16 protein-coding genes and 1 tRNA gene are annotated in these 20,287 nt (G+C 59.8%); 8 read left to right on the forward strand and 9 right to left on the reverse strand.

Going from position 1 to position 20,287, the window contains the following annotated elements:
* Positions 1–155: 155 nt before the first annotated feature.
* Positions 156–650 (reverse strand): prolyl-tRNA synthetase associated domain-containing protein, encoded by a 495-nt coding sequence (locus G5154_RS00085; RefSeq protein WP_421212381.1) that lies wholly within the window; start codon positions 648–650, stop codon positions 156–158.
* Positions 651–816: 166 nt separating this feature from the next.
* On the opposite strand from G5154_RS00085, the gene G5154_RS00090 reads away from it, so the two are divergent.
* Positions 817–3,243, forward strand: coding sequence for a DNA polymerase II (locus G5154_RS00090; protein WP_421250320.1), 2,427 nt, complete (start codon positions 817–819; stop codon positions 3,241–3,243).
* 74 nt (positions 3,244–3,317) lie between these two features.
* The gene (locus G5154_RS00095) at positions 3,318–3,569 is read left to right on the forward strand and encodes a DinI family protein (protein WP_005333426.1); all 252 of its coding nucleotides are present in this window, start codon (positions 3,318–3,320) and stop codon (positions 3,567–3,569) included.
* 177 nt (positions 3,570–3,746) lie between these two features.
* On the opposite strand, the gene G5154_RS00100 is transcribed toward G5154_RS00095, so the two are convergent.
* The 5 genes from G5154_RS00100 to dcuC all read right to left on the reverse strand — a co-directional run bounded on the left by G5154_RS00100 (position 3,747) and on the right by dcuC (position 10,190).
* A complete protein-coding gene (locus G5154_RS00100; RefSeq protein WP_421250321.1) occupies positions 3,747–4,556 on the reverse strand; it encodes a DUF2927 domain-containing protein in 810 nt (269 codons plus the stop codon).
* Positions 4,557–4,621: 65 nt separating this feature from the next.
* Positions 4,622–5,125 carry a M48 family metallopeptidase gene (locus G5154_RS00105; RefSeq protein ID WP_139407751.1) on the reverse strand — a complete coding sequence of 168 codons (504 nt, stop codon included), beginning with the start codon at positions 5,123–5,125 and terminating at the stop codon, positions 4,622–4,624.
* A gap of 144 nt (positions 5,126–5,269) precedes the next feature.
* A complete protein-coding gene (locus G5154_RS00110) occupies positions 5,270–6,913 on the reverse strand; it encodes a hypothetical protein (protein ID WP_421210163.1) in 1,644 nt (547 codons plus the stop codon).
* Between the two features lie 186 nt (positions 6,914–7,099).
* Positions 7,100–8,746: a bifunctional metallophosphatase/5'-nucleotidase gene (locus tag G5154_RS00115; protein ID WP_421250045.1), complete on the reverse strand. Its 1,647-nt coding sequence runs from the start codon at positions 8,744–8,746 to the stop codon at positions 7,100–7,102.
* Between the two features lie 91 nt (positions 8,747–8,837).
* The gene (gene dcuC, locus G5154_RS00120) at positions 8,838–10,190 is read right to left on the reverse strand and encodes an anaerobic C4-dicarboxylate transporter DcuC (protein ID WP_203116837.1); all 1,353 of its coding nucleotides are present in this window, start codon (positions 10,188–10,190) and stop codon (positions 8,838–8,840) included.
* Between the two features lie 195 nt (positions 10,191–10,385).
* Here dcuC and G5154_RS00125 point away from each other — a divergent pair, with 195 nt between their 5' ends.
* Complete coding sequence (locus G5154_RS00125; RefSeq protein WP_421250046.1) at positions 10,386–10,850, forward strand: hypothetical protein; 465 nt, start codon at positions 10,386–10,388, stop codon at positions 10,848–10,850.
* Positions 10,851–11,033: 183 nt separating this feature from the next.
* Positions 11,034–11,630 carry a DUF922 domain-containing protein gene (locus G5154_RS00130; RefSeq protein WP_337073813.1) on the forward strand — a complete coding sequence of 199 codons (597 nt, stop codon included), beginning with the start codon at positions 11,034–11,036 and terminating at the stop codon, positions 11,628–11,630.
* Positions 11,631–11,725: 95 nt separating this feature from the next.
* On the opposite strand, the gene mnmC is transcribed toward G5154_RS00130, so the two are convergent.
* Complete coding sequence (gene mnmC / locus G5154_RS00135; protein WP_421250047.1) at positions 11,726–13,744, reverse strand: bifunctional tRNA (5-methylaminomethyl-2-thiouridine)(34)-methyltransferase MnmD/FAD-dependent 5-carboxymethylaminomethyl-2-thiouridine(34) oxidoreductase MnmC; 2,019 nt, start codon at positions 13,742–13,744, stop codon at positions 11,726–11,728.
* Positions 13,745–13,834: 90 nt separating this feature from the next.
* Between mnmC and fabB the strand changes: the two genes are divergently transcribed.
* The gene (fabB, locus tag G5154_RS00140) at positions 13,835–15,046 is read left to right on the forward strand and encodes a beta-ketoacyl-ACP synthase I (RefSeq protein ID WP_100645761.1); all 1,212 of its coding nucleotides are present in this window, start codon (positions 13,835–13,837) and stop codon (positions 15,044–15,046) included.
* 280 nt (positions 15,047–15,326) lie between these two features.
* On the opposite strand, the gene G5154_RS00145 is transcribed toward fabB, so the two are convergent.
* A complete protein-coding gene (locus G5154_RS00145; protein WP_421250048.1) occupies positions 15,327–17,012 on the reverse strand; it encodes an aspartate:alanine antiporter in 1,686 nt (561 codons plus the stop codon).
* 137 nt (positions 17,013–17,149) lie between these two features.
* Here G5154_RS00145 and G5154_RS00150 point away from each other — a divergent pair, with 137 nt between their 5' ends.
* Positions 17,150–17,647 (forward strand): hypothetical protein, encoded by a 498-nt coding sequence (locus G5154_RS00150; RefSeq protein ID WP_005345978.1) that lies wholly within the window; start codon positions 17,150–17,152, stop codon positions 17,645–17,647.
* A gap of 138 nt (positions 17,648–17,785) precedes the next feature.
* Here the strand turns inward: G5154_RS00150 and G5154_RS00155 are convergent.
* Positions 17,786–17,861, reverse strand: a tRNA-Asn gene (locus G5154_RS00155).
* A 133-nt stretch (positions 17,862–17,994) separates the two neighbouring features.
* Between G5154_RS00155 and uvrB the strand changes: the two genes are divergently transcribed.
* Together uvrB and G5154_RS00165 are read left to right on the forward strand one after the other, a co-directional pair.
* Entirely contained in the window at positions 17,995–20,007 is a 2,013-nt protein-coding gene (gene uvrB, locus G5154_RS00160; protein WP_421243523.1) for an excinuclease ABC subunit UvrB, read from the forward strand.
* A complete protein-coding gene (locus G5154_RS00165; RefSeq protein WP_421250049.1) occupies positions 20,004–20,261 on the forward strand; it encodes a YkvA family protein in 258 nt (85 codons plus the stop codon). The genes uvrB and G5154_RS00165 overlap by 4 nt, the downstream gene beginning before the upstream one ends.
* The last annotated feature ends 26 nt before the right edge of the window (positions 20,262–20,287 follow it).

Genomic DNA, 20,287 nt, shown 5'->3' on the forward strand with positions numbered 1-20,287 from the left:
GTCGAATCTGTTTGCTCTCTACTTCTTGCACGATGGCCACAGCTGACTCGATTTATCAGGGGATAAAGGGAGATCTTATTGTTTTATCGGGCAATTGTGCTGCGAGAAATATGGCCGTGTTGGCGACACTGTTGCCCCCACCGCCAGCCCTCGTGTTAATCGCAGGTTGCAGCAGGCAAGCGCATTACGATGGCCTCCCTGCCCAGATGGGTCAGCAGACGGCGCACGTCGTCGAGGCGGATGATCAGAGTGGCGGTGTTGACCAGCGGATGGCACTGCACCTGTTCGGCCTGCCAGATGGCTTCGTCTACCACCAGCTCTACCGCTTTTCCCCTATCGCGCACCATGGCGAGCAGGGTCACCGAGCCCGGGGTGAGGCCGAGCACCGCATCGAGTCGCTCGGGTGAGCCAAAGCTCAGCCGTTTGACCCCGAGCATGGCTGCCAGCCCCTTGAGGTCGACCCGGTTCTCCTCCGGACTCACCACCAGAAACAGCCGCTCGCTTTTCGGGTCGCGCAAAAAGAGGTTCTTGGTCTTGGCGGCGGGCAGGTCGGGCAGCAGCCTGCTCGCCTCCTCACAGGTATACACCGGGGGATGTTCAACACGCTGGTAGGGGATAGCCAGCTGATCCAGCAGGGAATAGATTGCCACAAAGACTCCTTTTGTCGGCGAAGAGTGGTCAGAACGGGATGGGCGGGAATAACGACCGGATCGAGCTTACCAGTTTGACTCCCGCCTCGCAGCCAGCGTGACGATTGCGAGCAGGTACTGTATGAACGTACAATGGTGCTATTCTCGGACAGCCCCTTTACGCTTCATGACTGCAACCCAGCCCACCGTACCCGCCACTCCGCCCCTCGACGGTTTTATCCTGACCCGCCACGGTCGGGACGTGCGCGGTCGCAACGGGCAGGCTGCAACCACCGAAATCGTGATGTGGCTCTGGAGCGCGCAGGGGCCGGTGCGGGTGGTGGTGCTGGGGCAGGAGCCGGTGTTCTTTTTGCCACAGAGCCATATGGCAGAAGCCGCCGAGCTATTCAAAGGGGCCGGGGTGAGCGGGCGGTTTCGCCGCCTGCCGATGCACACTTTCGATGGCCGCCCTGTGGTGGGCTGCTATTTCGCCACCCTGAGTGCCTTTCACCGCGCCATCGAGCTGCTGCTTATTCGCGGGCTGGAGCACTTTGAGGCGGATATCCGGCTGCCGGAGCGGTTTCTGATGGAGCGTTTCATCACAGCTGGTGTGCGTTTCGATGGCCGGGCGGTGAAGAAGGGAGGCAAGCAGGGCTACTGGGAGGTGAACGAGGCGCGCTGCGCGCCGCAGGCGGTGACGCCAACCCTCTCCTGGGTGTCCCTCGACGTGGAGTGCGCCATGGACGGTGCCCTCTTCTCGGTCGGCCTTTACAGTGAACAGGATGCGCGGGTCATCATGATCGGCACCCCGGAAGCGGATGCCGAGAGCTGGGGCACTCAGGTCCAGTGGGTAGAGGACGAGAGCGCCTTGCTGAGTGCGCTGGAGAGCTGGTTCAGCCTGCATGACCCCGACCTGGTGATTGGTTGGAACGTGGTCAATTTTGACTTTCGCCTGCTGCTACGCCGCGCCGAGCTTAACAAGCGGCGGCTGCGGCTCGGGCGGGGGCGCGAGCTCTGCTTCTGGCGCTCGTCACGGGGCGATCCCCAGACTGGCAACGTCATTATCCCCGGGCGCATGGTGCTCGATGGCATCGATACCCTGAAAAGCGCCACCTGGCAGTTTGCCAGCTATAGCCTGGATGCGGTGGCGAGCGAACTGCTCGGCCGTGGCAAGGATATCGAAGATGTGGCCAATCGGGGGGAGAAGATCACCGAACTGTTCCACTCCGACAAGGAGGCGCTGGCCCGCTACAACCTGGAAGATTGCAAGCTGGTGTGGGAGATCTTCGATTTCTGCCACCTCATCCCGTTTGCCATTGAACGCGCCTCTCTCACCGGCCTGGAGCTGGACAGGGTGGGGGGCTCGGTGGCGGCCTTTACCAACCTCTATCTGCCGCGGCTCCATCGCGGCGGATACGTGGCCCCCAATCTGCCAGCCGACGGTGGGCTCGCAAGCCCAGGTGGCTATGTGATGGACTCCAAACCCGGTCTCTATCGCCATGTGCTGGTACTCGATTTCAAGAGCCTCTATCCCAGCATCATCCGCACCTTCTGCATCGACCCCATGGGGCTCATCGAGGGGCTGCAGCATCCCGAGCACGCTATTCCGGGCTTTCGCGGCGCCATGTTCTCCCGCGAGCGGCACTTCTTGCCGGAGCTCATCGCTACCTTGTGGGCGGCGCGGGATCGGGCCAAGGCCGCCAGCAACAAGGCGCTCTCCCAGGCCATCAAGATCATCATGAATTCTTTCTACGGCGTGCTGGGGTCGGGGGGCTGCCGTTTCTATGATCCGCGCCTTGCCTCATCTATCACCCTGCGTGGCCACAGCATCATGCAGCAGACCCGCGAGTGGATTGAGGCGAAGGGGTTCGAGGTGATCTATGGCGATACCGACTCCACTTTCGTTCATCTGGGGCGCGAGACCAGCCCCGATGAGGCGGACGAGATCGGCCAGCGACTGGCGCAAATGATCAACGATAACTGGGCTGCACTGATCAAGCGCGAGTTCGATCTGCCGAGCTATCTGGAGATCCAGTACGAGACCCACTACCGCCGCTTTCTGATGCCCACCATCCGCGGCTTGGAGAAGGGCAGCAAGAAGCGCTATGCGGGGCTGGTTGGCAAGGCCAGCGAGGGGAGTGAACAGCTGGTGTTCAAGGGGCTCGAATCGGTGCGTACCGACTGGACCATGCTGGCCAAGCAATTCCAGACCCGCCTCTATGAGCTGGTGTTTCACGATGAAGATCCCAGCGGCTATGTGCGCACCATGGTGGATGAGACTCGCGCCGGTCGTCACGACGATCTGCTCATCTACCGCAAACGGCTGCGCCAGAAGCTCGAGGAGTATCAGAAGAACGTGCCACCCCATGTGCGGGCGGCGCGGCTGGCCGATGAGGAGAACCTGCGTCGCGGTTTGCCCCTGCGTTATCAGCATCGGGGCTCCATCGCCTATCTGATGACCCTCAATGGCCCCGAACCGCTGGAGTACCGGCGCAGCGCCATCGATTACGAACACTACATAGACAAGCAGTTGCGGCCCATTGCCGATGCCATTCTGCCCTTTATCGGCGAGTCGTTCGACCGGATCTGTGGTCAGCAGCTGGATCTTTTCTGATTGGTGCAAGATGGCACTTTACTTCCCATGAATGCTGTATAAAAATACAGTTATAAATCATGGAGAAGTTTCCTATGCGTCTTGAAATCATCATCGACAGAAAACATCAGATCCCGACCTCGACCATGGAGGCGCTGCGTCAGGAGCTGCTCAAGCAGCTTGGTGAAAAATTCCCCGACATCCATGTGCGGGTCGCGCCGGGCAGTGCCATGGCTCTGACCGTCAGCCGTGCCAGTAAGGAAGACAAAGAGTTGGCCGAAGCCATGGTGCAGGAGGTGTGGGAGAACGCCGAGAGCTGGATGCCGGAAGAGAATGTCGCATCCTGATCCCGCTCGGTCAGTGGATAACACGGGCGTTGGATACATGGGCGGCGTATAAACGTGCATGCCCGATAACGCACCGTTGATCCTCGGATAACAAAAAACGCAGCCAGGTGGCTGCGTTTTTTGTGGGTGGTGAGAGGTTCGCGGTGGCTTGTCTGGCTCTGGGGTGAGCCAGGCCCGTTACAACCCCGCCCAGCTTTTCAGGCTCTGCTGCTGCACCCGGCGATTGGCTTCGCGGATCTCCCCTTTGGCGCGCAGATCCTTGATTGCGAGCGGCAGGGCTGCGCGTACCTCATCGCTGCTCATCCCGGCCTTGAGGGCTGGGTGATAGGCTAGCTTGAGCAGCACATAGTCGAGGCCGGTCAGGAAACTGTCGATGCTGTTGTCATTGAAGATGGAGGGAAACACCTTGTCCGAGTCGTTGGGTAGCCCCATCACCTGGGTGAACTCCTCCACCACGCAGTCGAGAAAGCGCCCCTTGGCCCGGCTGTAGTCTACCGGAATGATGATGGTGGCACGGCTGATCTCGTGTTTTGCATTGGTTGCAAAGTTGGCCAGGCAGAGTCCCTCCTTGAGTGCCATCCCGACCGACGGATCGCCCCCCATGGTGCGGTTGGCCCAGCTCTTCATCTTGCTGTAGTCGGTCATGATCAGGGTAAGGTTGGGCTTTGCGGTCACCATGCTGATGGGGTGGCCGGTGATGCGAGCCAGATGGGCCGCCTGTACCTTCACCACATCGGCCTGCAGGGGTTTGTCGCCCGACTCGTTGACAAGCTGCAGCCGGATCGGCTGTTGCCAGCGGGCAAAACGGGTCTGCCTGGCTTCGCCATACTCCCGCTCCATGGCGATGGCCATAAAGCTCTCGGTGAGATAGCTGTCGCTCTGCCAGCGCTCATCGGCCCGGGCGCTGTGTCCCGCGAGCAGAAGCAGCAGGGCCAGCAGCCCGCGTGACGCGCAGCGGGGATGGGCTGCGCGGCCCAAGCTGGTCATTACCAAAGTGGCAATAAAGCGGGTGGCGGCAAATGACATGTTTCCTCCCTGAAACGGGTGTCAGCCTAGCGGCTGGCCTTGTCGATATCGCGCCAGGTGAGCCAGAGCCTGAGATCAAACTCCAGTTGATGATAGTCCGGCTCCATATGCTGGCAGAGCTGGTAGAAGCTCTTGTTGTGATCCTTCTCTCTGATGTGGGCCAGCTCGTGCACCACGATCATTTTCAGAAACGGGGGCGGCGCCTCCTTGAACAGGGCGGCGATGCGGATCTCATTCTTGGCCTTGAGCTTGCTGCCCTGCACCCGGCTGACGTAGGTGTGCAGGCCGAGGGCATCCTTGATCACGTTGATCTTGCCATCGAACACCACTTTTGACAGGGGGGCCGAGCTCTTGAGGTAGCGGTTCTTCAGCTCCATGGTGTAGGCAAGCAGCGCCTTATCGCTCTGGATCGGGTGGCTTTCGGGGTAGCGTTTGGCCAGCATCTCCCCCAGCTTGCCTGCCGCAATCAACTGCTGTACCTGTGCCTTGAGAGGGTCGGGATAGCCGCCCAGATAAGTCAGTTCCGCCATGGTGTCACTCGTTACATCAAAAAGAGCGTCATTGTAGTTATCTCGGGCGGGCTTGCCTACTACGGGCCGCTGCTGCAAGGCGTTCTGGCGCAAGAAAAAGGGCGGCCATTGCAACAATGGCCGCCCTGCGGGGCGTATTGACAATCAGCGTCGGCGATAGAGACCCGGATCCACCTCTTCGTAGTGGCTGGTCAGGTATTGATAGAAGGCGAGATGGGAAGGGGAGCTCGGTTTTTTCAGCTCCTCGCTCACCCGGTCCGGCTTGGCGATGATGAACTTCGGAGTCTGGCGCTGGATATCGGCCAGCACCCGCTCACGCACGTCATAGGGCGGATTGACGTTGGCAAAGAAGAGGTAGGCGGAAGCCGGCTGGCGATCGGTCCAGAGATAATATTGCGGCTGGATGCCATCGACCCAGATCTTGTCGCTCGGGCTGGTCTCGGCCTTGATGCGATCGACCCGTACCTGCGCCGCCGGATTGAAGGGGCGACCCTTGAGGGTCCCTTCCCAGGCGTTGTTGATCATCAGCAGCAGCATGGCCAGCGTCGCCAGCCAGGGGGTGGCACTGCGCACATCCCAGGCGCGCCAGAGGGGGATGAGGATCAGCACCGGCAGCGCCCACAGCAGGCTGGTGCCGAGCACCTCGTTGACTCGCTCGAGGGACCACTCCTTGGTGCTCCAGCCAAAGGCGAGCTGCTGGGCCAGCAGCCAGCTGGCGGTGAGTACCACCAGCGAGATGCAGAGCAGGCCGATCGCATCAGCCTGCTGTTCGCTGCGATCCAGTAATACTGCCAGCGGCAGCACTGCCAGTTGCAGATAGAGTACGTCGTAGTGATCGAACACATGGCCGGAGACCGAGTTGGCGATCAGGGTAAACAGCACCCCAAACAGGGTCGCCAGCAAGGCGGGCAGATACCACTCCTGACGGCGGCTCAGCATCAGAATGATGAAGGCGGGCAGCAGCATCACCAGGCCTGTGCGCAGCAGGCCGACGGCGCCCACCATGGGAGAGAAGCCGTTGCCATAGCTCCCCTCGAAGAAGATGTCGAAGGCGTAGTATTTGAAGGCCGCCAGCAGATCATGCTGCTGGAAGTAGGCGTAAAGCGGGCCGCCAATCAGCGCCAGCCCCAGCAGGCTGGAGATGAGCAGCAAGATAGCGTCGCGCCACTTCTCGTGCAGGCACCAGTGGCAGAACAGCACCAGATACCAGGCCCCCCAGAAGGCGCCGTTGTTGGTGCGCATCCAGGCGACGATGGCGAAGGTGAGGGCCGCCACCAGCGCGGGCCACCAGCGAAATCCCTTGTCCAGCAGCAGGGTGATAAAGGCCCACTGGGCGATGAGGGCGAGATGGAAGGTCCAGTCCTCGGTCATGTTGCCGTAGTAGTAACGGGTACCGTAGAGGGCCAACACCGCCAGCATGGCACCGAGACGCGCCTTGAACGAGAGGCCAAGTTGGGCAAAGGCTTGCCAGCTGGCTAGCAGTCCGAGCCAGCATAGCACCCACTCCAGCGCCCAGATCCCGACAAAACCACCCATTCCATAGCCCAGCGCATCGAGGGCGAAGATCATCGGCCCCTTGATGTCGATCATGTCGCGATAGAGCACACCCCCTTCGCTCCACATCTTGCCCATCACCGCGAACAGCGAGGCATCAAAGCCCGGCGCCATGGCGTAAACAAGCGGGTTGCGCAGACAGAAGAGCAGCGCCAGCAGGGCGGTCAGCAGCACGATGGCTGGCTTGATGCCCGGGTTGACGCGAGGGGGAGTGAAACGGATGGAGTGATTCATGAAGTCGCCTGTTCCTGCAGCTGGTCTTGAAAGCGGGCCTATCTTGCCGAGCTAGTGAGTACGATGCAATGGGGCGGGCCCGTGTGGGGAAAATATTCTCGAAAAAGCCCGGTTCTGGAAGGAAACCGGGCGCTGGCTGCGGCAATATAGGCCATCAGGGGGATGTGGCAAAGGCATCCCCCGATATCAACTGAAGTACTCAACCAGAGGCGGCTGCGCTTCCAGCGCTGGCAGGTGGCGAGCCCAGCGGATAAAAGCATCGGCCAGGGTGATGCCGAGCTCCTGGTTGTGCTGGGTCAGGGTACGCGCCAGTGCGGTGTAACCCTCCTTGCCGGAGGCGGTATAGGCGCTTGACACCCCCCGATAGACCTGTTCGGCATTGACCGTTTGCCACTGGCAGGGGGCGGCTTCCCACTCCAGTCGGGTGATGCGCTGGCCCTTGGGCAGATTGGCCTGATAGGTGAATCGTATTCCCGCAGTGTAGGGGAAGCTGCCGTTACCATTGCCGACCACGCCGTTATTGGTGGCGTTGTCGATGGCATTCTCCAGCGCTTCCGCCAACTCGTGACCGTGCACCCGATAGAGGGTGAGGGGAATGGCAAACGGCAGCAGGCGACCGGCGATATCCGCTTCGCTCAGGGGGCCAGGCTCCAGCGAGCAGCGCACGCCGCCAGCATTGTGCAGGGCAAAGTCTACCTCACCCACTTGTTCACGGGCGGCGGTCAGCATGGCGCGGGCCACCAGCGGGGCGAGTTGGCTGCCATGGGGCAAGGTGGCATCCGGCAGCCGCTGATGGTGCAGTGGCGCTGCCAGTCGGGTGACGATGCGCTGGCTCATGGTCTCGATCTCTGGCCGATAGCGTTTGGCCAGATGTTGTTCAAGCTGTGGATCCGGCTCGCAGAAGGTGAGCCCGGCGGGTGGCGTGGAGGCGAACGGCCAGGGTTGCCAGGGGAGCCACTCCAGCTGCCCCTCACTTTGTACGACACGGCCCGCCTTATCGAAGGTGAGCTCGCAGACGCCGAGGCAGAGGGCGCTGTGGCCTGCGTGCAAAATGGCCACCCCGTTGTTCATCAGCGGATAGCTGCCTTCGCTTGGCAGACCCAGCGGCGCGAGATCCCCCAGCAGGCTGTGGGTGTGGCCACCGATGATCAGGCTGAGCTCGGGGAAATGCTCGGCCAGCAGCTTGTCCTGATCCAGCCCGAGGTGGCTCAGCAGCACGATATGCTGGATCCCTTCGCTCTTTATCTCCCGCAGCACTTTGCTGAGGGTGTCAGCCACTGCGTGGAAACGGGTGTGGGGATCCGGGTTGGCGATGGCGGCCATCTGGGCGAGGGTGATGCCGAGCAGCGCAAAGGGAACCCCGTCGATCACCTGACGATGCCAGGGCTGATGGGCGTCGTAGAGGTGGGGAATATCCCACAGCCCAAGCGGCGTGTCGGCAGGCTCCTGACTGTTATCCAGATTGGCGGCCAGCACCGGAAAATCGAGCTGGCGCAAGAACTCCACCAGCGGGCCGTTGCCTAGATCGAATTCGTGGTTGCCAAGTACCATGGCATCGGGGGCCAGCATGGCGAGCAGGTCGGCGTTGGCGCGCCCTTTGAAGCGGTTGAAATAGAGCGAGCCCTGAAAGGAGTCGCCACCGTGCAGAAACAGAAAACGCTGGCCAGCTGCTGCGGCTTGGGCACGCAGTTGGGTCAGTCGGGTCAGGATCCGGGCATAACCGCCGCACTGGGTGCGCCACTGGCCTTCACCGACAGGGGAGAAGCTCATGGGCGCGCCATCGAAGTGGGAGTGGCAATCACTGAAATGGGCAAGTTGAACCGTAATACTCATCTCGGTCCTCCTTAGGGGGGAAATGAGCACCGAGTCTACTGCAAAGGGGGGGGAGGATACCAGCCCGGCAGGATGCCGGGCTGGCCAGTGATCAGGCGGGTACCATGATCTGGGTGGCGACGATCACCACCAGCAGGCCGACGGCGACCGGCATACTGGTGCGCTTGACCACCTCGAACGGCGAGAGCTTACCCATCCCGGCACAGGCGACCACCACCCCGGAGACTGGAGAAATGGTGCGACCCAGGTTGGAGGCTTGCAGCATCGGGATTACCAGATAGGCCGGGTTGATGCCAAGGCTGCTGGCCAGATTGGGGATCAGCTCTACGAAGGCGTAGAAGGGGGCATTGCCCGAGCCGGTGGTGAAGGCGGCCAGGGTGGTGATCACCACCAGTGACAGCATCATGATCAGGCCGCCGGAGCCGAGATCCTGCGCGTGAGCCAGCAGGGTGTCGATAAAGCCGATGGTCATCAGACCCTGGGCGAAGACACCGGCACCGACCAGCAGCATGACCACACCGGCAAAGGCGTCAGCCATGTTGCGCCAGCAGACCTGCAGACCGTCCAGCAGCTCCTTGCCATTGCGGATACGCACGAGTTCCAGCAGGCTGGCCAACACCATGCACATGACGATGATGGTGACGATATCCAGTTGCGGGCCCCATTTGCCGTCAAACACCAGCACCCCGATGATGGGGGTAAAGGGCAGGATGGCGTAGAAAGCGGGCGCAGTCGTCACCAGATCACCCGGGGCGACCGGCTCGTTGTGCTCACCGGATTTTTGATCAAGGTAGCGCTGCCAGAAGAAGTGGGTCACCGCCATGCAGGCGATCGCCACCAGCGAGATGGGCAGGGTCAGCTTGAAGGCAAAATCCAGCAGCGGCATGTTGGCGGCCTGGGCGGCCATCACCACGTCACCGGAGGTCGGTGCCAGAATGATGGCGGCTGGCGAGGCGCACACGGCGGCTGCCGCGCCACGGGAGATCCCCATGTTGACCATCAGCGGGAACAGGGTGGCCATCAACAGCACGCCGAGGCCGGTGGCGGAGCTCACCGCCAGCGACATGGCGCAGGCCACCAGATAGGCAGCCACCAGCAGGACATAGGGGGACTTGATGATGCCAAGCGGTTTGCTGGCCAGCTTGACCAGAATGGTGTTGGCGCCGATATGGCTCATGTAGCCGGCAAAGCCGCACAGCACCATGATCAGCATCCCCAGTCCACCGCCACGGTCATTGAGCAGGAAGCGGACGTATTCGAAGATATCGGTTGCGATATAACCGGTGCTGACTACCTTGCTCGGCAGCACCGGCTTGCCCATCATGGCGGTGATGACCAGCAGCAGCAAGCCGCCGCTCAGCAGCACCCCGGTCGCGGAGTATCCTTTGAAAATGGCACGGCCCACCACCAGGGTGACCAGGGTGCCAACGATGAGTTCCAGCATATGTTGCCTTCTGATTGGATGAGAGTGGAGGGAGTCTATTCCGATAGGGGTAGAGTGGCGACTGGAAACAGGATGTTGTGTGAGCTAAATCAACGTTTAACCCCATGAACAGAATTAAAGAAAGGTAAAGGTACTTTACCCAGCGGGTTTGGCTACCTACCCTTGCCAGCCTTGGTTGTCTTTTGAGGCTTTTATATGGTGATTGGTGATTTTTCAGGCATTAAACGCTCTCTTTTCCTGCTCGCGATGCTATTTTCACCTACTTGCGTGTTTGCAGTAACCAATGACGGTTTTCATCAAACCGGTCCTCATCAGGCGGTCGCCATGCGGCGTCTCATGGCTCCTCACTCTTACGGCGTACTGGTGGTTGCCGAGGGGAAGAAACCCCGTTTTGCCGCGCTGGCATCCAAAACCACCGAAGCAAACTGCCTGGCCCGTCATGCCATTCGGGTAGATGGGGTCGCGCTGCTGGTCACCCCGAGATTCTATGCCAAAGAGGAAAAACGGGGACTTTGCGAACTGTGGCTCAATGAGGGGGCAGATCAGGACTTTTTTGCCAACCGTCTTAAAAATGATCATTTTATTCAGATAGATGGTCATGACATCAATGTGAAAAACTATCACCTCAACTGGCAGCGCATCAGTCCTGCTGCTCAATAAAAATACAGTTTCATCCTTGTGCCATACTTTGCTCACGCAACCTGTGAGCTTGCTCTGATTTCTGGGCTCATCATTGTATTGCGCCGCCTCTTGGTCACACATAGGCTATACCCGTCATCTGTGTGGCGGTGGGTTTCACCAAGGTTGGTACTCCGCCCGTGCAATCAAGGAAGGTAGTCTGGCATGGTCAGCAAGGTTTATGGAGTAGTGGGGAGCGTGCTGTTGCTGTTACCCCTGATGAGTCAGGCTCAGCCGAGCCGGCCGCAAGTGGTGCCAGAGTCCCGCATCAATGTCCGTTTTTATGAGATAAGCGCTGCCCAGTCAGATCAACTGGCCCGAGCGATTGCCCAGAGTGCCCCCAAGGTGAACGGCAAGCCTGTTCTCGGCAAGGCGAGTTATCAGATGGAGTGGCAGTTGGAAACCGACCAGTTGCCGGGACGCTGCCAGCTCAAACGGGTTACGGTAACGACTCATGCCACCGTATTGTTGCCCCGCTGGCGTCAGAGTTCGGAGGGGAGTGACCCTGCTCGCCAACGCTGGGGGCGGCTGCTCTCCAGCATGTTTGACTATGAATCCCGTTTCAAAGAGATGGTGCTGCAAGGCGGAAATCAGGTGGGCGGGGCGATTGCGGCACTACCAGGCCATGCAGATTGCCAGGCATTGCGCTATGCCGCCTGGGCTGCGGGCAGTGGCGAATTGAACAAGGTTAAGGCAAGGGTAGACGATTTCCAGCGTCAGACTGGTTACGGCGAGCAGCTGGGTGTGCACTGGCCCAAGTGAGCGCTATCTCAAGACGCAATATCCAGCATCGCACGATTTGATAAATAGAATGGCCGCCCGATGGGCGGCCATTCTATTTGTTTACAGAGTCCGGTTTAGACCAGCGCTTTGCCCTTGAGCAGCTTGCGTACCCAGTAACGGGCTGGGTGGAGCGCTTCCAGCAGATCGGCGGCCAGCGGAAGGGGATCGCCGCAGATCTCGCTGGCGAGCAGCTCACCACAGAGCGGCGCCGAGCAGAGGCCTCGCGAACCGAGCGCCCCCAGCACATAGAGGCCGGGGTGAAGGGGGAGCGGCTGGGCGTTGTGCTGATCATGCTGCAGCTGCGCATAGTGATCCGCCAGACCTTGCAGTCTGGCCACTGGCCCCACCACCGGCAGGTGATCCCGACTGGCGCAACGCCCCCCCACGCGCGCCTCGTTGCCGCTCACATCCACCTCGGCGGGCCAGGTTTGCTCCGGCAGGCAGGCTTGCAACCGCACCTGATTCTGGATGTGCTCCTCGGCACGAAACTCAAGGCTGCTCTGGTTGCGGCCATAACTGGCACCGATGCAGTGTTGATCGTTGTGCATCGGGGTGAGGTAGCCATCATAACAGAGCACGGTCTTGAGCTGACGCAAGCTGGCCGTGGTCGGCACATGACTCACCTGACCGCGCACTGGATAGAGGGGCAGCTCGGCAAAGGGGAGCAGTGCTGGCAACTGGTGACCGGCGGCGACCACCAGATTGGGGGCCTGCCAGTGGCGGCCATCCTGGCTTTCTACTTGCCAGCCATCGGCCTGCTCGGCAATGGCGACTACCTCGGTCTTGAACACGACCTCCAGCAGCCCGCTGGCTTGTGCTTCTTTGATAGCTGCGCGGGTGAAATCGGCCGGACAGAGCCAGCCCCCCTGCGGGTAACTGACGCCGCTGTGGCCACAGGGCAGGCCAACCACCTGCTCTACCTCTGCTGTAGAGAGGGAATGCATCAGTTCGGACGGGAAGGGGCCCTGGCTCATTTTCGCCAACTTGGCTGCCGATTTGTCGTCATAACTGAGCTGTGTCACTCCACATAATTCGAAAGCGATAGGATGGCGTTCGGCCAACGCCAGCAGCCGTTGGCGGGCATAGCCAAAAGCGAGCGAATAGAAGCGTGACAGCGCATCGTGCTCGCCGTTAAGCAGGGGATAGAGGGCACCCTGGCGGTTGCCCGAGGCGCCGGTGGCCGGTTCGCCATCTGCACACAGCAACGTCACCTTGCGACCCCGCTCCACCAGAGAGAGCGCCGTCATGGCCGAGGCGATGCCGCCGCCGATGATCACCACCTCGCCAGCGCGTCCGGCAGGACGGGCATACCAGGGGACTATGGTATGCTGCGGCTGCTTGTCGGTGCGATCCCCTACCAGCATCTCCCGCTTGCTACCGTGGCCCTTGACCTTCTTCATGGTAAAACCGGCGGCAATCAGGCCGCGACGGACAAAACCGGCACAGGTAAAGGTGGCGATGGAGCAATCGGGACGGGCGAGGCGAGCGAGACCATCAAACAGATCCTGTGTCCACATCTCCGGGTTCTTGGCCGGGGAGAAACCATCCAGATACCAGGCGTCCACCAGACCTTCTGCCCGGTGCGGTACCAGCGGCAGCATATCCTTGATGTCGCCAAACCAGAGATCGAGGCGAATGCGGCCGCCCGCAAAATGCAGGCGGTGGCAACCGGAAAGCGGCAGCGGCCATTGGGCGATAAGATCCTGACTCAAGTGGCCAAGTTCAGGCCAGGCAGCCAGCGCTTTGCGCAGATCGTCCCGGGTCAGGGGGTATTTCTCGAAACTGATGAAGTGCAGACGGGAGCCGTTGCCGGATTGAGGCGCCTGTTCCAGGAAGGCTTGCATTGTCGCCAGAAAGTTAAGGCCTGTGCCGAAACCTGTTTCACCTATCACGAAACTGTCACTATCGTGGTGCGAAAATCGCGCAGGTAGCCGGTTTTGCTGCAAAAAGACGTAGCGGGTTTCACTTAGACCGTTATCATTGGAAAAGTACACATCCCCGAAGTCACTGGAGACAGGAGTTCCCGCTTCATTCCAGTCCAATCGGGCATGATGTAAGGATGTTTGACTCACGTTTTCCTCGGCTCGCGTCACAAAATCGCGGGCATTCTACGTGAAAGCAGACCAGTTTGGCAGCCGAAAGCGGGTAGACTTGGCGCCAGTTTTTCCAGACGAGATGAATTAATGAGAAGAGCAGTGATCACCGGTATCGGCGTCATCTCCAGTATCGGCAACAACAAGGAAGAAGTGCTGGCCTCCCTGAAAGCAGGTAAATCCGGCATCACCTATTCCGAGCAGTTCGAGCAGCACAACCTGCGCAGCCGTGTCTGGGGTAACATCAAACTCGATCCGTCTGAACTGATCGACCGTAAAGTCATGCGTTTCATGGGCGACGCTGCGGCCTACGCCTATCTCTCCATGCAGCAGGCCATTGAAGATGCCGGTCTGGCGGAAGATCAGGTCTCCAACGAGCGTACCGGCCTGGTGGTCGGTTCTGGTGGTGCCTCCGGCAAGAATACCTCGGAATCTGTGGACATCGCCCGTGAGAAAGGGGTCAAGCGTGTGGGCCCTTACATGGTGCCGCGCACCATGTCTTCCACCACCTCTGCCTGTCTGGCCACCCCGTTCCAGATCAAGGGGGTTAACTACTCCATCAGCTCAGCTTGCGCAACCTCTGCCCACTGCATCGGTCACGCGCTGGAGCTGATCCAGCTTGGCAAACAGGATGTGGTCTTCGCCGGCGGCGGTGAAGAGCTGGACTGGTCCTCTACCATCCAGTTTGACGCCATGGGTGCCCTCTCCACCAAGTACAACGACACACCGGAAAAAGCGTCCCGTACCTATGATGCGAACCGCGACGGTTTCGTCATCTCCGGTGGCGGCGGCATTCTGGTGATCGAAGAGCTGGAGCATGCGCTGGCTCGTGGTGCTCACATCTATGCCGAGCTGACCGGTTACGGTGCTACCTCCGATGGTTATGACATGGTCGCGCCGAGCGGTGAAGGTGCTGTGCGTTGCATGAAGATGGCAATGCAGGGTGTGGGCAAGGTTGATTACATCAACACCCACGGCACCTCCACTCCGGTGGGAGATACCAAAGAGCTGGAAGCTATCCAGACGCTGTTTGGCGCCAACGGTCCCAAGATCTCTGCCACCAAGGCGATGACCGGCCATGCGCTGGGCGCTGCGGGCGTGCACGAGGCTGTCTACTCCCTGCTGATGATGGAACACGGCTTCATCGCCCCCAGCATCAACATCGAGACCCTGGACGAGAAGGCCGAAGGTCTGCCCATCGTGCGTGAGTACGAAGCAGCCGAGCTCAACACCGTCATGTCCAACAGCTTCGGCTTTGGCGGTACCAACGCCTCTCTGGTGTTCAGCAAGTTTAAAGGCTGATATCCGGTTTATATGAAAAAAGCGCCTCAGGGCGCTTTTTTTGTCTTCGGGATTTGCCATCAATCGTTGCAGAGCAGAGCAGAGCAGAGCAGAGCAGAGCAGAGCAGAGCAGAGCAGAGCATCGACCATTGTGGAATAGGGGGAGTGGTTTGGTGGCAGATTTCAGCGCAGATGGGGGGCGCCACACCAATGAGCCTGCGCCGCACTTGGGAGAAAGGCAGATAGCAAGAAGGGAACCTGAGGCTCCCTTCTTTGTTAGCGGTAACTTGATGGCTGCTGGTTAGAACCAGAAGCCGATGATAAAGGAGCCTGCCAGCGTCAGCATCACGTTGGCCACCGCATAGGTACCTGCGTAGCCAAGCGCCGGAATGGAGCTGTTGGCGGCCTCGTTGACCACATCCATGGCGGGAGCGCAGGTACGGGCACCAGTAATGGCGCCAAGCAGCAGTGCCGGGTTCATCTTCAATACCCAGACCCCGAACAGGTAACCGACCAGCACCGGCAGGGTGGTGACCAGCATACCGGAGAAGAGTACCACGGCACCCACTTCGCTCAGGTGATCGAGGATGCCGCCACCCGCCTTGAGACCGGTGCTCACCATAAAGACCGCCAGACCGAGATCCTTGGCCAGTCGCAGGGCGCCAGGTGGTACGTAACCCACGGTAGGGTGGTTAGCACGCAGATAGCCCATCAAAATACCTGCCAACAGCAGGCCGACGGCGTTGCCGAGACCAAATTCAATCTGACCGAACACCAGCGAGACGGAGCCGATCAGCAGCCCGAGTACGAAGAAGGTGGTGAAGGCCACCAGATCCGTGGTCTGGCTGTGGATGCTGATAAAGCCGATCTTGTTGGCCAGCAGTTTGACCCGCTGTTTCTCGCCACTGATCTGCAACACGTCACCCTTTTGCAGCATGATGTTGCGATCGAACGGCATCTCGATCTGGGAGCGGACCACCCGGTTGAGGAAGCACCCTTTTTCGGTGAGGTTGAGTTCCACCAGATGACGGCCGACCACTGCGTCGTTTTTCACCACTATCTCTTCGGTGACGATCTGCAGGTCGAGCAGGTTACGGTCAAACACCTCTTTACCGTTGCGATAGTTGACGTCCAGCTTCTCGTGGCTCTCGGGATAGCCTACCAGGGCGATCTCGTCCCCTTCCTGAATGACGGCATCGCCATCGGGACTGGCGAGAATGCCGTTACGGCGGATCCGCTCCACATAGCAGCCTGTGTGGGGGTAGATGCCGGTCTCCCGCAGGGTACGGCCACCGATCCAGGCCGCGAGCTCGGGACCAACCCGATAGGCGCGGATGATGGGCAGGTAGGTCTTGCGGCTGTCGCTGTCAGAGAGGCCCCGCTCACGGGCTATTTTCTGCGCCTCGGTGTTGAGGTCGAGTCGTGCCAGCGAGGGGAGGTAGCGAACCACCAGCATCAGGCCCACCAGACCGACCAGATAGGTCAGGGCATAGCCGATACCCATATTGTCGAGCACCGCCTGCATGTCGGTCTGATGGGGCAGATTGAGCAGACCGCTGCGCAGGGCATCCTGGGCACCTACCAGCGCAGGTGTCGAGGTGAGAGAACCAGCCAGGATCCCCGCTGCCATGCCCGGTCCCAGATTGAAGAACTTGGCCAGCCCCACCGTCAGCAGCAGGGCCGTCAGCAAGATCATCAGGGTCAGGGTGATGTAGTGGATGCCATCGCGCAGGAAGACGCTGAAGAAGTGAGGGCCCGCCTCGATCCCCACACAGAAGATGAACAGCATAAAGCCGACGTTTTCTGTGGTGGCCGTAAACTCGAAGCCCATCTGGCCGAACAGCAGGGCGGTGAACAATACGCCGATGGTGTTGCCAATCTGAAAGTTGCCAATTCGCACCTTGCCAAGCAGCAGGCCAAAAGCCAGTACCACGAAGAGCAGCAGGGAGTCGCTTTGATGTAGCAGTGTCACAAAATCTATGGTCATGCCCGGAAAAACCGAGGAAAAAAGTGGGGCCGATATTGTGCCGGATCTATCCCCAATAAAGAAGCGCAAAGGGACGATTAATCGGTCGTTATTGGGCGCTATTTATGACGCTGGTGGCGTGATAGGGAGACACGCGAATGAAATCAGGGGATTTTTACTGCCATTGCCGATGTCAATTAGTGAAATATGCTGCCCGCTACCGAAGCTCTTTGGCGCAGGCAGATATTTTAGATTCTGCTGTCCAGCCGGTCGACAGGGATCAGTTTCAGCAGATTCAACCGATAGCAGTCATTGCTGGCAGAGGGCCAAATCAGGTTGATATCTACTCACCCGCCCTCGGGGAAAGGGTTGGCAAAAAGATACCTCCGAAAAGTGCCAATAGAGCCTGTCACCCCGCTGTTCCTGAGGGGGCAAAAAAACAGCATAAAATCAGGTTGGCCAGCAAAATGACTCTTCGTCGGGGGCTATCACGGGCAATCCCGCGTCCTGACAGGGTTTGCTGTACTTACCCACAGAATCTGTGGATAACCCTGTTTATGAATCTTGTTCATCGCCCTCAAAGCCGCGCCAGTACTGGGATGCAAGGGCTGTTCAAAAAATACCGGAAGAAAAATGTTTGCATAAAAATCAAATAGTTAGGTGTGACAGGAGAAAACTCTGTCGAGCCGGAACTGGTAACAAAAGGGAGCATCGGCAGCAGGAAGGATCTTGTGCATTAAATTTGGCAGGAGAGGGCACTAAAGTGGATAACTTGCACCGAGATGGTGAGGAATTGGCTCCCCCGACTGGACTTGAACCAGTGACATACGGATTAACAGTCCGCCGTTCTACCGACTGAACTACGGGGGAACATCATGCAAGGAGGGGCATCATACAGAAGGTGTCCGAGGTGGTCAAGCCATTCGCGGGATGATGGCGCGGGTATACCGCTGCCAAACCCTCGGTTACACTGCTCCTCTGCTGTTTTGTGTTGGGAGTGTTCATGAGCAAATTGTTCAAGTTAGCCAGCCAGTTTAAACCCGCCGGGGATCAGCCTGCGGCGATTGCCCAACTGCTCGACGGCATCGAGTCAGGACTGGCCCACCAGACCCTGCTCGGGGTGACCGGTTCGGGCAAGACCTTCACCATGGCTAATGTCATCGCGACCCTCAACCGCCCCACCATGATTCTGGCGCCCAACAAGACCCTGGCCGCCCAGCTCTACGGCGAGATGAAGGAGTTCTTCCCGGATAATGCAGTGGAGTATTTCGTCTCCTACTACGACTACTATCAGCCGGAAGCCTATGTGCCGACCACCGACACCTTCATCGAGAAGGATGCCTCCATCAACGATCACATCGAGCAGATGCGATTGTCGGCCACCAAGGCACTGCTGGAGCGGCGCGACGTGGTGATTGTCGCCTCGGTATCGGCTATCTATGGTCTGGGGGATCCCCAAGCTTATCTGAGCATGATGCTGCATCTCAAAGTGGGGGATGTGATCAACCAGCGGGATATCCTGCGCCGTCTTGCCGAATTGCAGTACACCCGCAACGACATGGCCTTCCAGCGCGGTACCTTCCGGGTACGCGGCGAGGTGATCGACATCTACCCCGCCGAATCGGACAAGCTGGCGCTGCGGGTAGAGCTGTTTGATGAGGAGGTGGAGCGGCTCTCCCTGTTCGACCCGCTGACCGGCGCCATTGAGCAGACGGTGGTGCGCTACACCATCTACCCCAAGACTCACTATGCCACCCCGCGAGAGACTATCCTGGGGGCTATCGAACATATCAAGGAAGAGCTGCGCAGCCGCCGCGAGCAGCTGTTGTCCCTCAACAAACTGGTGGAGGAGCAGCGGATCAGCCAGCGCACCCAGTTCGATATGGAGATGATGCAGGAGCTGGGCTACTGCTCCGGCATCGAGAACTACAGCCGCTACCTTTCCGGCCGTGCGCCGGGGGAACCGCCACCCACCCTGTTTGACTACCTGCCGGGGGACGGCCTGCTTATCATCGACGAGTCCCACGTCACGGTGCCGCAGATCGGCGCCATGTTCAAAGGGGACCGCTCCCGCAAGGAGACCCTGGTGGAATACGGCTTTCGGCTCCCCTCGGCGCTCGACAACCGGCCACTCAAGTTTGACGAATTTGAAGCGCTGATGCCGCAGACAGTGTTTGTCTCGGCGACTCCCGGCCCCTACGAGCTGGAGAAGTCCGGCGGCGATGTGGTACAGCAGGTGGTGCGCCCCACCGGCCTGCTCGATCCGGAGATCGAGGTGCGTCCGGTGACTACTCAGGTGGACGATCTGCTCTCCGAGATCCGCAAGCGGGTTGCCATCGAGGAGCGGGTGCTGGTCACTACGTTGACCAAGCGGATGGCGGAGGATCTGACCGAATATCTGGCGGAGCACGGGGTCAAGGTGCGCTATCTCCACTCCGACATCGATACCGTAGAGCGGGTGGAGATCATCCGCGATCTGCGTCTCGGCAAGTTCGATGTGCTGGTGGGCATCAACCTGTTGCGGGAAGGTCTCGATATGCCGGAGGTGTCGCTGGTGGCCATTCTGGATGCGGATAAAGAGGGCTTCCTGCGCTCTACCCGCTCGCTGATCCAGACCATCGGTCGGGCGGCGCGCAACCTCAACGGCAAGGTCATCCTCTACGGCGATACCATCACCAACTCCATGAAGGTGGCAATCGAGGAGACCGAGCGGCGCCGCGCCTTGCAGCATGCCCACAACCTCAAGCACGGCATTACTCCCAAAGGGCTCAACAAGTCGGTGGGGGATGTGATGGACATGGGGGGCAGCCGCACTGCAGGCAAAGTGGGCAAGGGGAGTCGCAAGGCCGCCGAACCGCAAGGGGAGTACCATGTCCGCTCTGCCAGCGAGATTGCCAAAGAGATCAAGCGGATGGAGGAGCAGATGTTCCAGCATGCGCGAGATCTGGAATTCGAGCAGGCGGCGGCACTGCGGGATCAGATCCAGCGGTTGCGCGGCGAGCTGATCGAGTCATGAGCCGCAAACGCTGGGTTGTCTGGCAACGACTGTGTCGTCTCTATCATGGCTTTCGCCATCCCGCTACCCCCTGGTGGGCAAGGGGCCTGGTGATCCTTATCCTGCTCTATGGCATCAGCCCGGTGGATCTTGTTCCCGACGTGGTGCCCTTGCTGGGTTGGTTCGATGACGTGACCCTGCTGCTGGTGTTGCTGTGGGGTTGGGAGCGTTGCCTTCCCCCCGCCGTGCGCAGCGATCTGGAACAGGCCTCCTAGTTCCCCTTTTCAACACGACGCTCTGC

This window comes from Aeromonas sp. 600527, from assembly GCF_049175415.1.
Taxonomy (GTDB): Bacteria; Pseudomonadota; Gammaproteobacteria; order Enterobacterales; family Aeromonadaceae; genus Aeromonas; species Aeromonas veronii_A.

Coding starts and splice junctions, on each gene's coding strand:
- G5154_RS00150 (WP_005345978.1), top strand. CDS start 17,150: ATGAAATCAGGGGATTTTTACTGCCATTGCCGATGTCAATTAGTGAAA.
- G5154_RS00090 (WP_421250320.1), top strand. CDS start 817: ATGACTGCAACCCAGCCCACCGTACCCGCCACTCCGCCCCTCGACGGT.
- G5154_RS00125 (WP_421250046.1), top strand. CDS start 10,386: ATGGTGATTGGTGATTTTTCAGGCATTAAACGCTCTCTTTTCCTGCTC.
- G5154_RS00110 (WP_421210163.1), bottom strand. CDS start 6,913: ATGAATCACTCCATCCGTTTCACTCCCCCTCGCGTCAACCCGGGCATC.
- G5154_RS00145 (WP_421250048.1), bottom strand. CDS start 17,012: ATGACCATAGATTTTGTGACACTGCTACATCAAAGCGACTCCCTGCTG.
- uvrB (WP_421243523.1), top strand. CDS start 17,995: ATGAGCAAATTGTTCAAGTTAGCCAGCCAGTTTAAACCCGCCGGGGAT.
- fabB (WP_100645761.1), top strand. CDS start 13,835: ATGAGAAGAGCAGTGATCACCGGTATCGGCGTCATCTCCAGTATCGGC.
- G5154_RS00105 (WP_139407751.1), bottom strand. CDS start 5,125: ATGGCGGAACTGACTTATCTGGGCGGCTATCCCGACCCTCTCAAGGCA.
- G5154_RS00100 (WP_421250321.1), bottom strand. CDS start 4,556: ATGACCAGCTTGGGCCGCGCAGCCCATCCCCGCTGCGCGTCACGCGGG.
- G5154_RS00115 (WP_421250045.1), bottom strand. CDS start 8,746: ATGAGTATTACGGTTCAACTTGCCCATTTCAGTGATTGCCACTCCCAC.
- dcuC (WP_203116837.1), bottom strand. CDS start 10,190: ATGCTGGAACTCATCGTTGGCACCCTGGTCACCCTGGTGGTGGGCCGT.
- G5154_RS00130 (WP_337073813.1), top strand. CDS start 11,034: ATGGTCAGCAAGGTTTATGGAGTAGTGGGGAGCGTGCTGTTGCTGTTA.
- G5154_RS00095 (WP_005333426.1), top strand. CDS start 3,318: ATGCGTCTTGAAATCATCATCGACAGAAAACATCAGATCCCGACCTCG.
- G5154_RS00165 (WP_421250049.1), top strand. CDS start 20,004: ATGAGCCGCAAACGCTGGGTTGTCTGGCAACGACTGTGTCGTCTCTAT.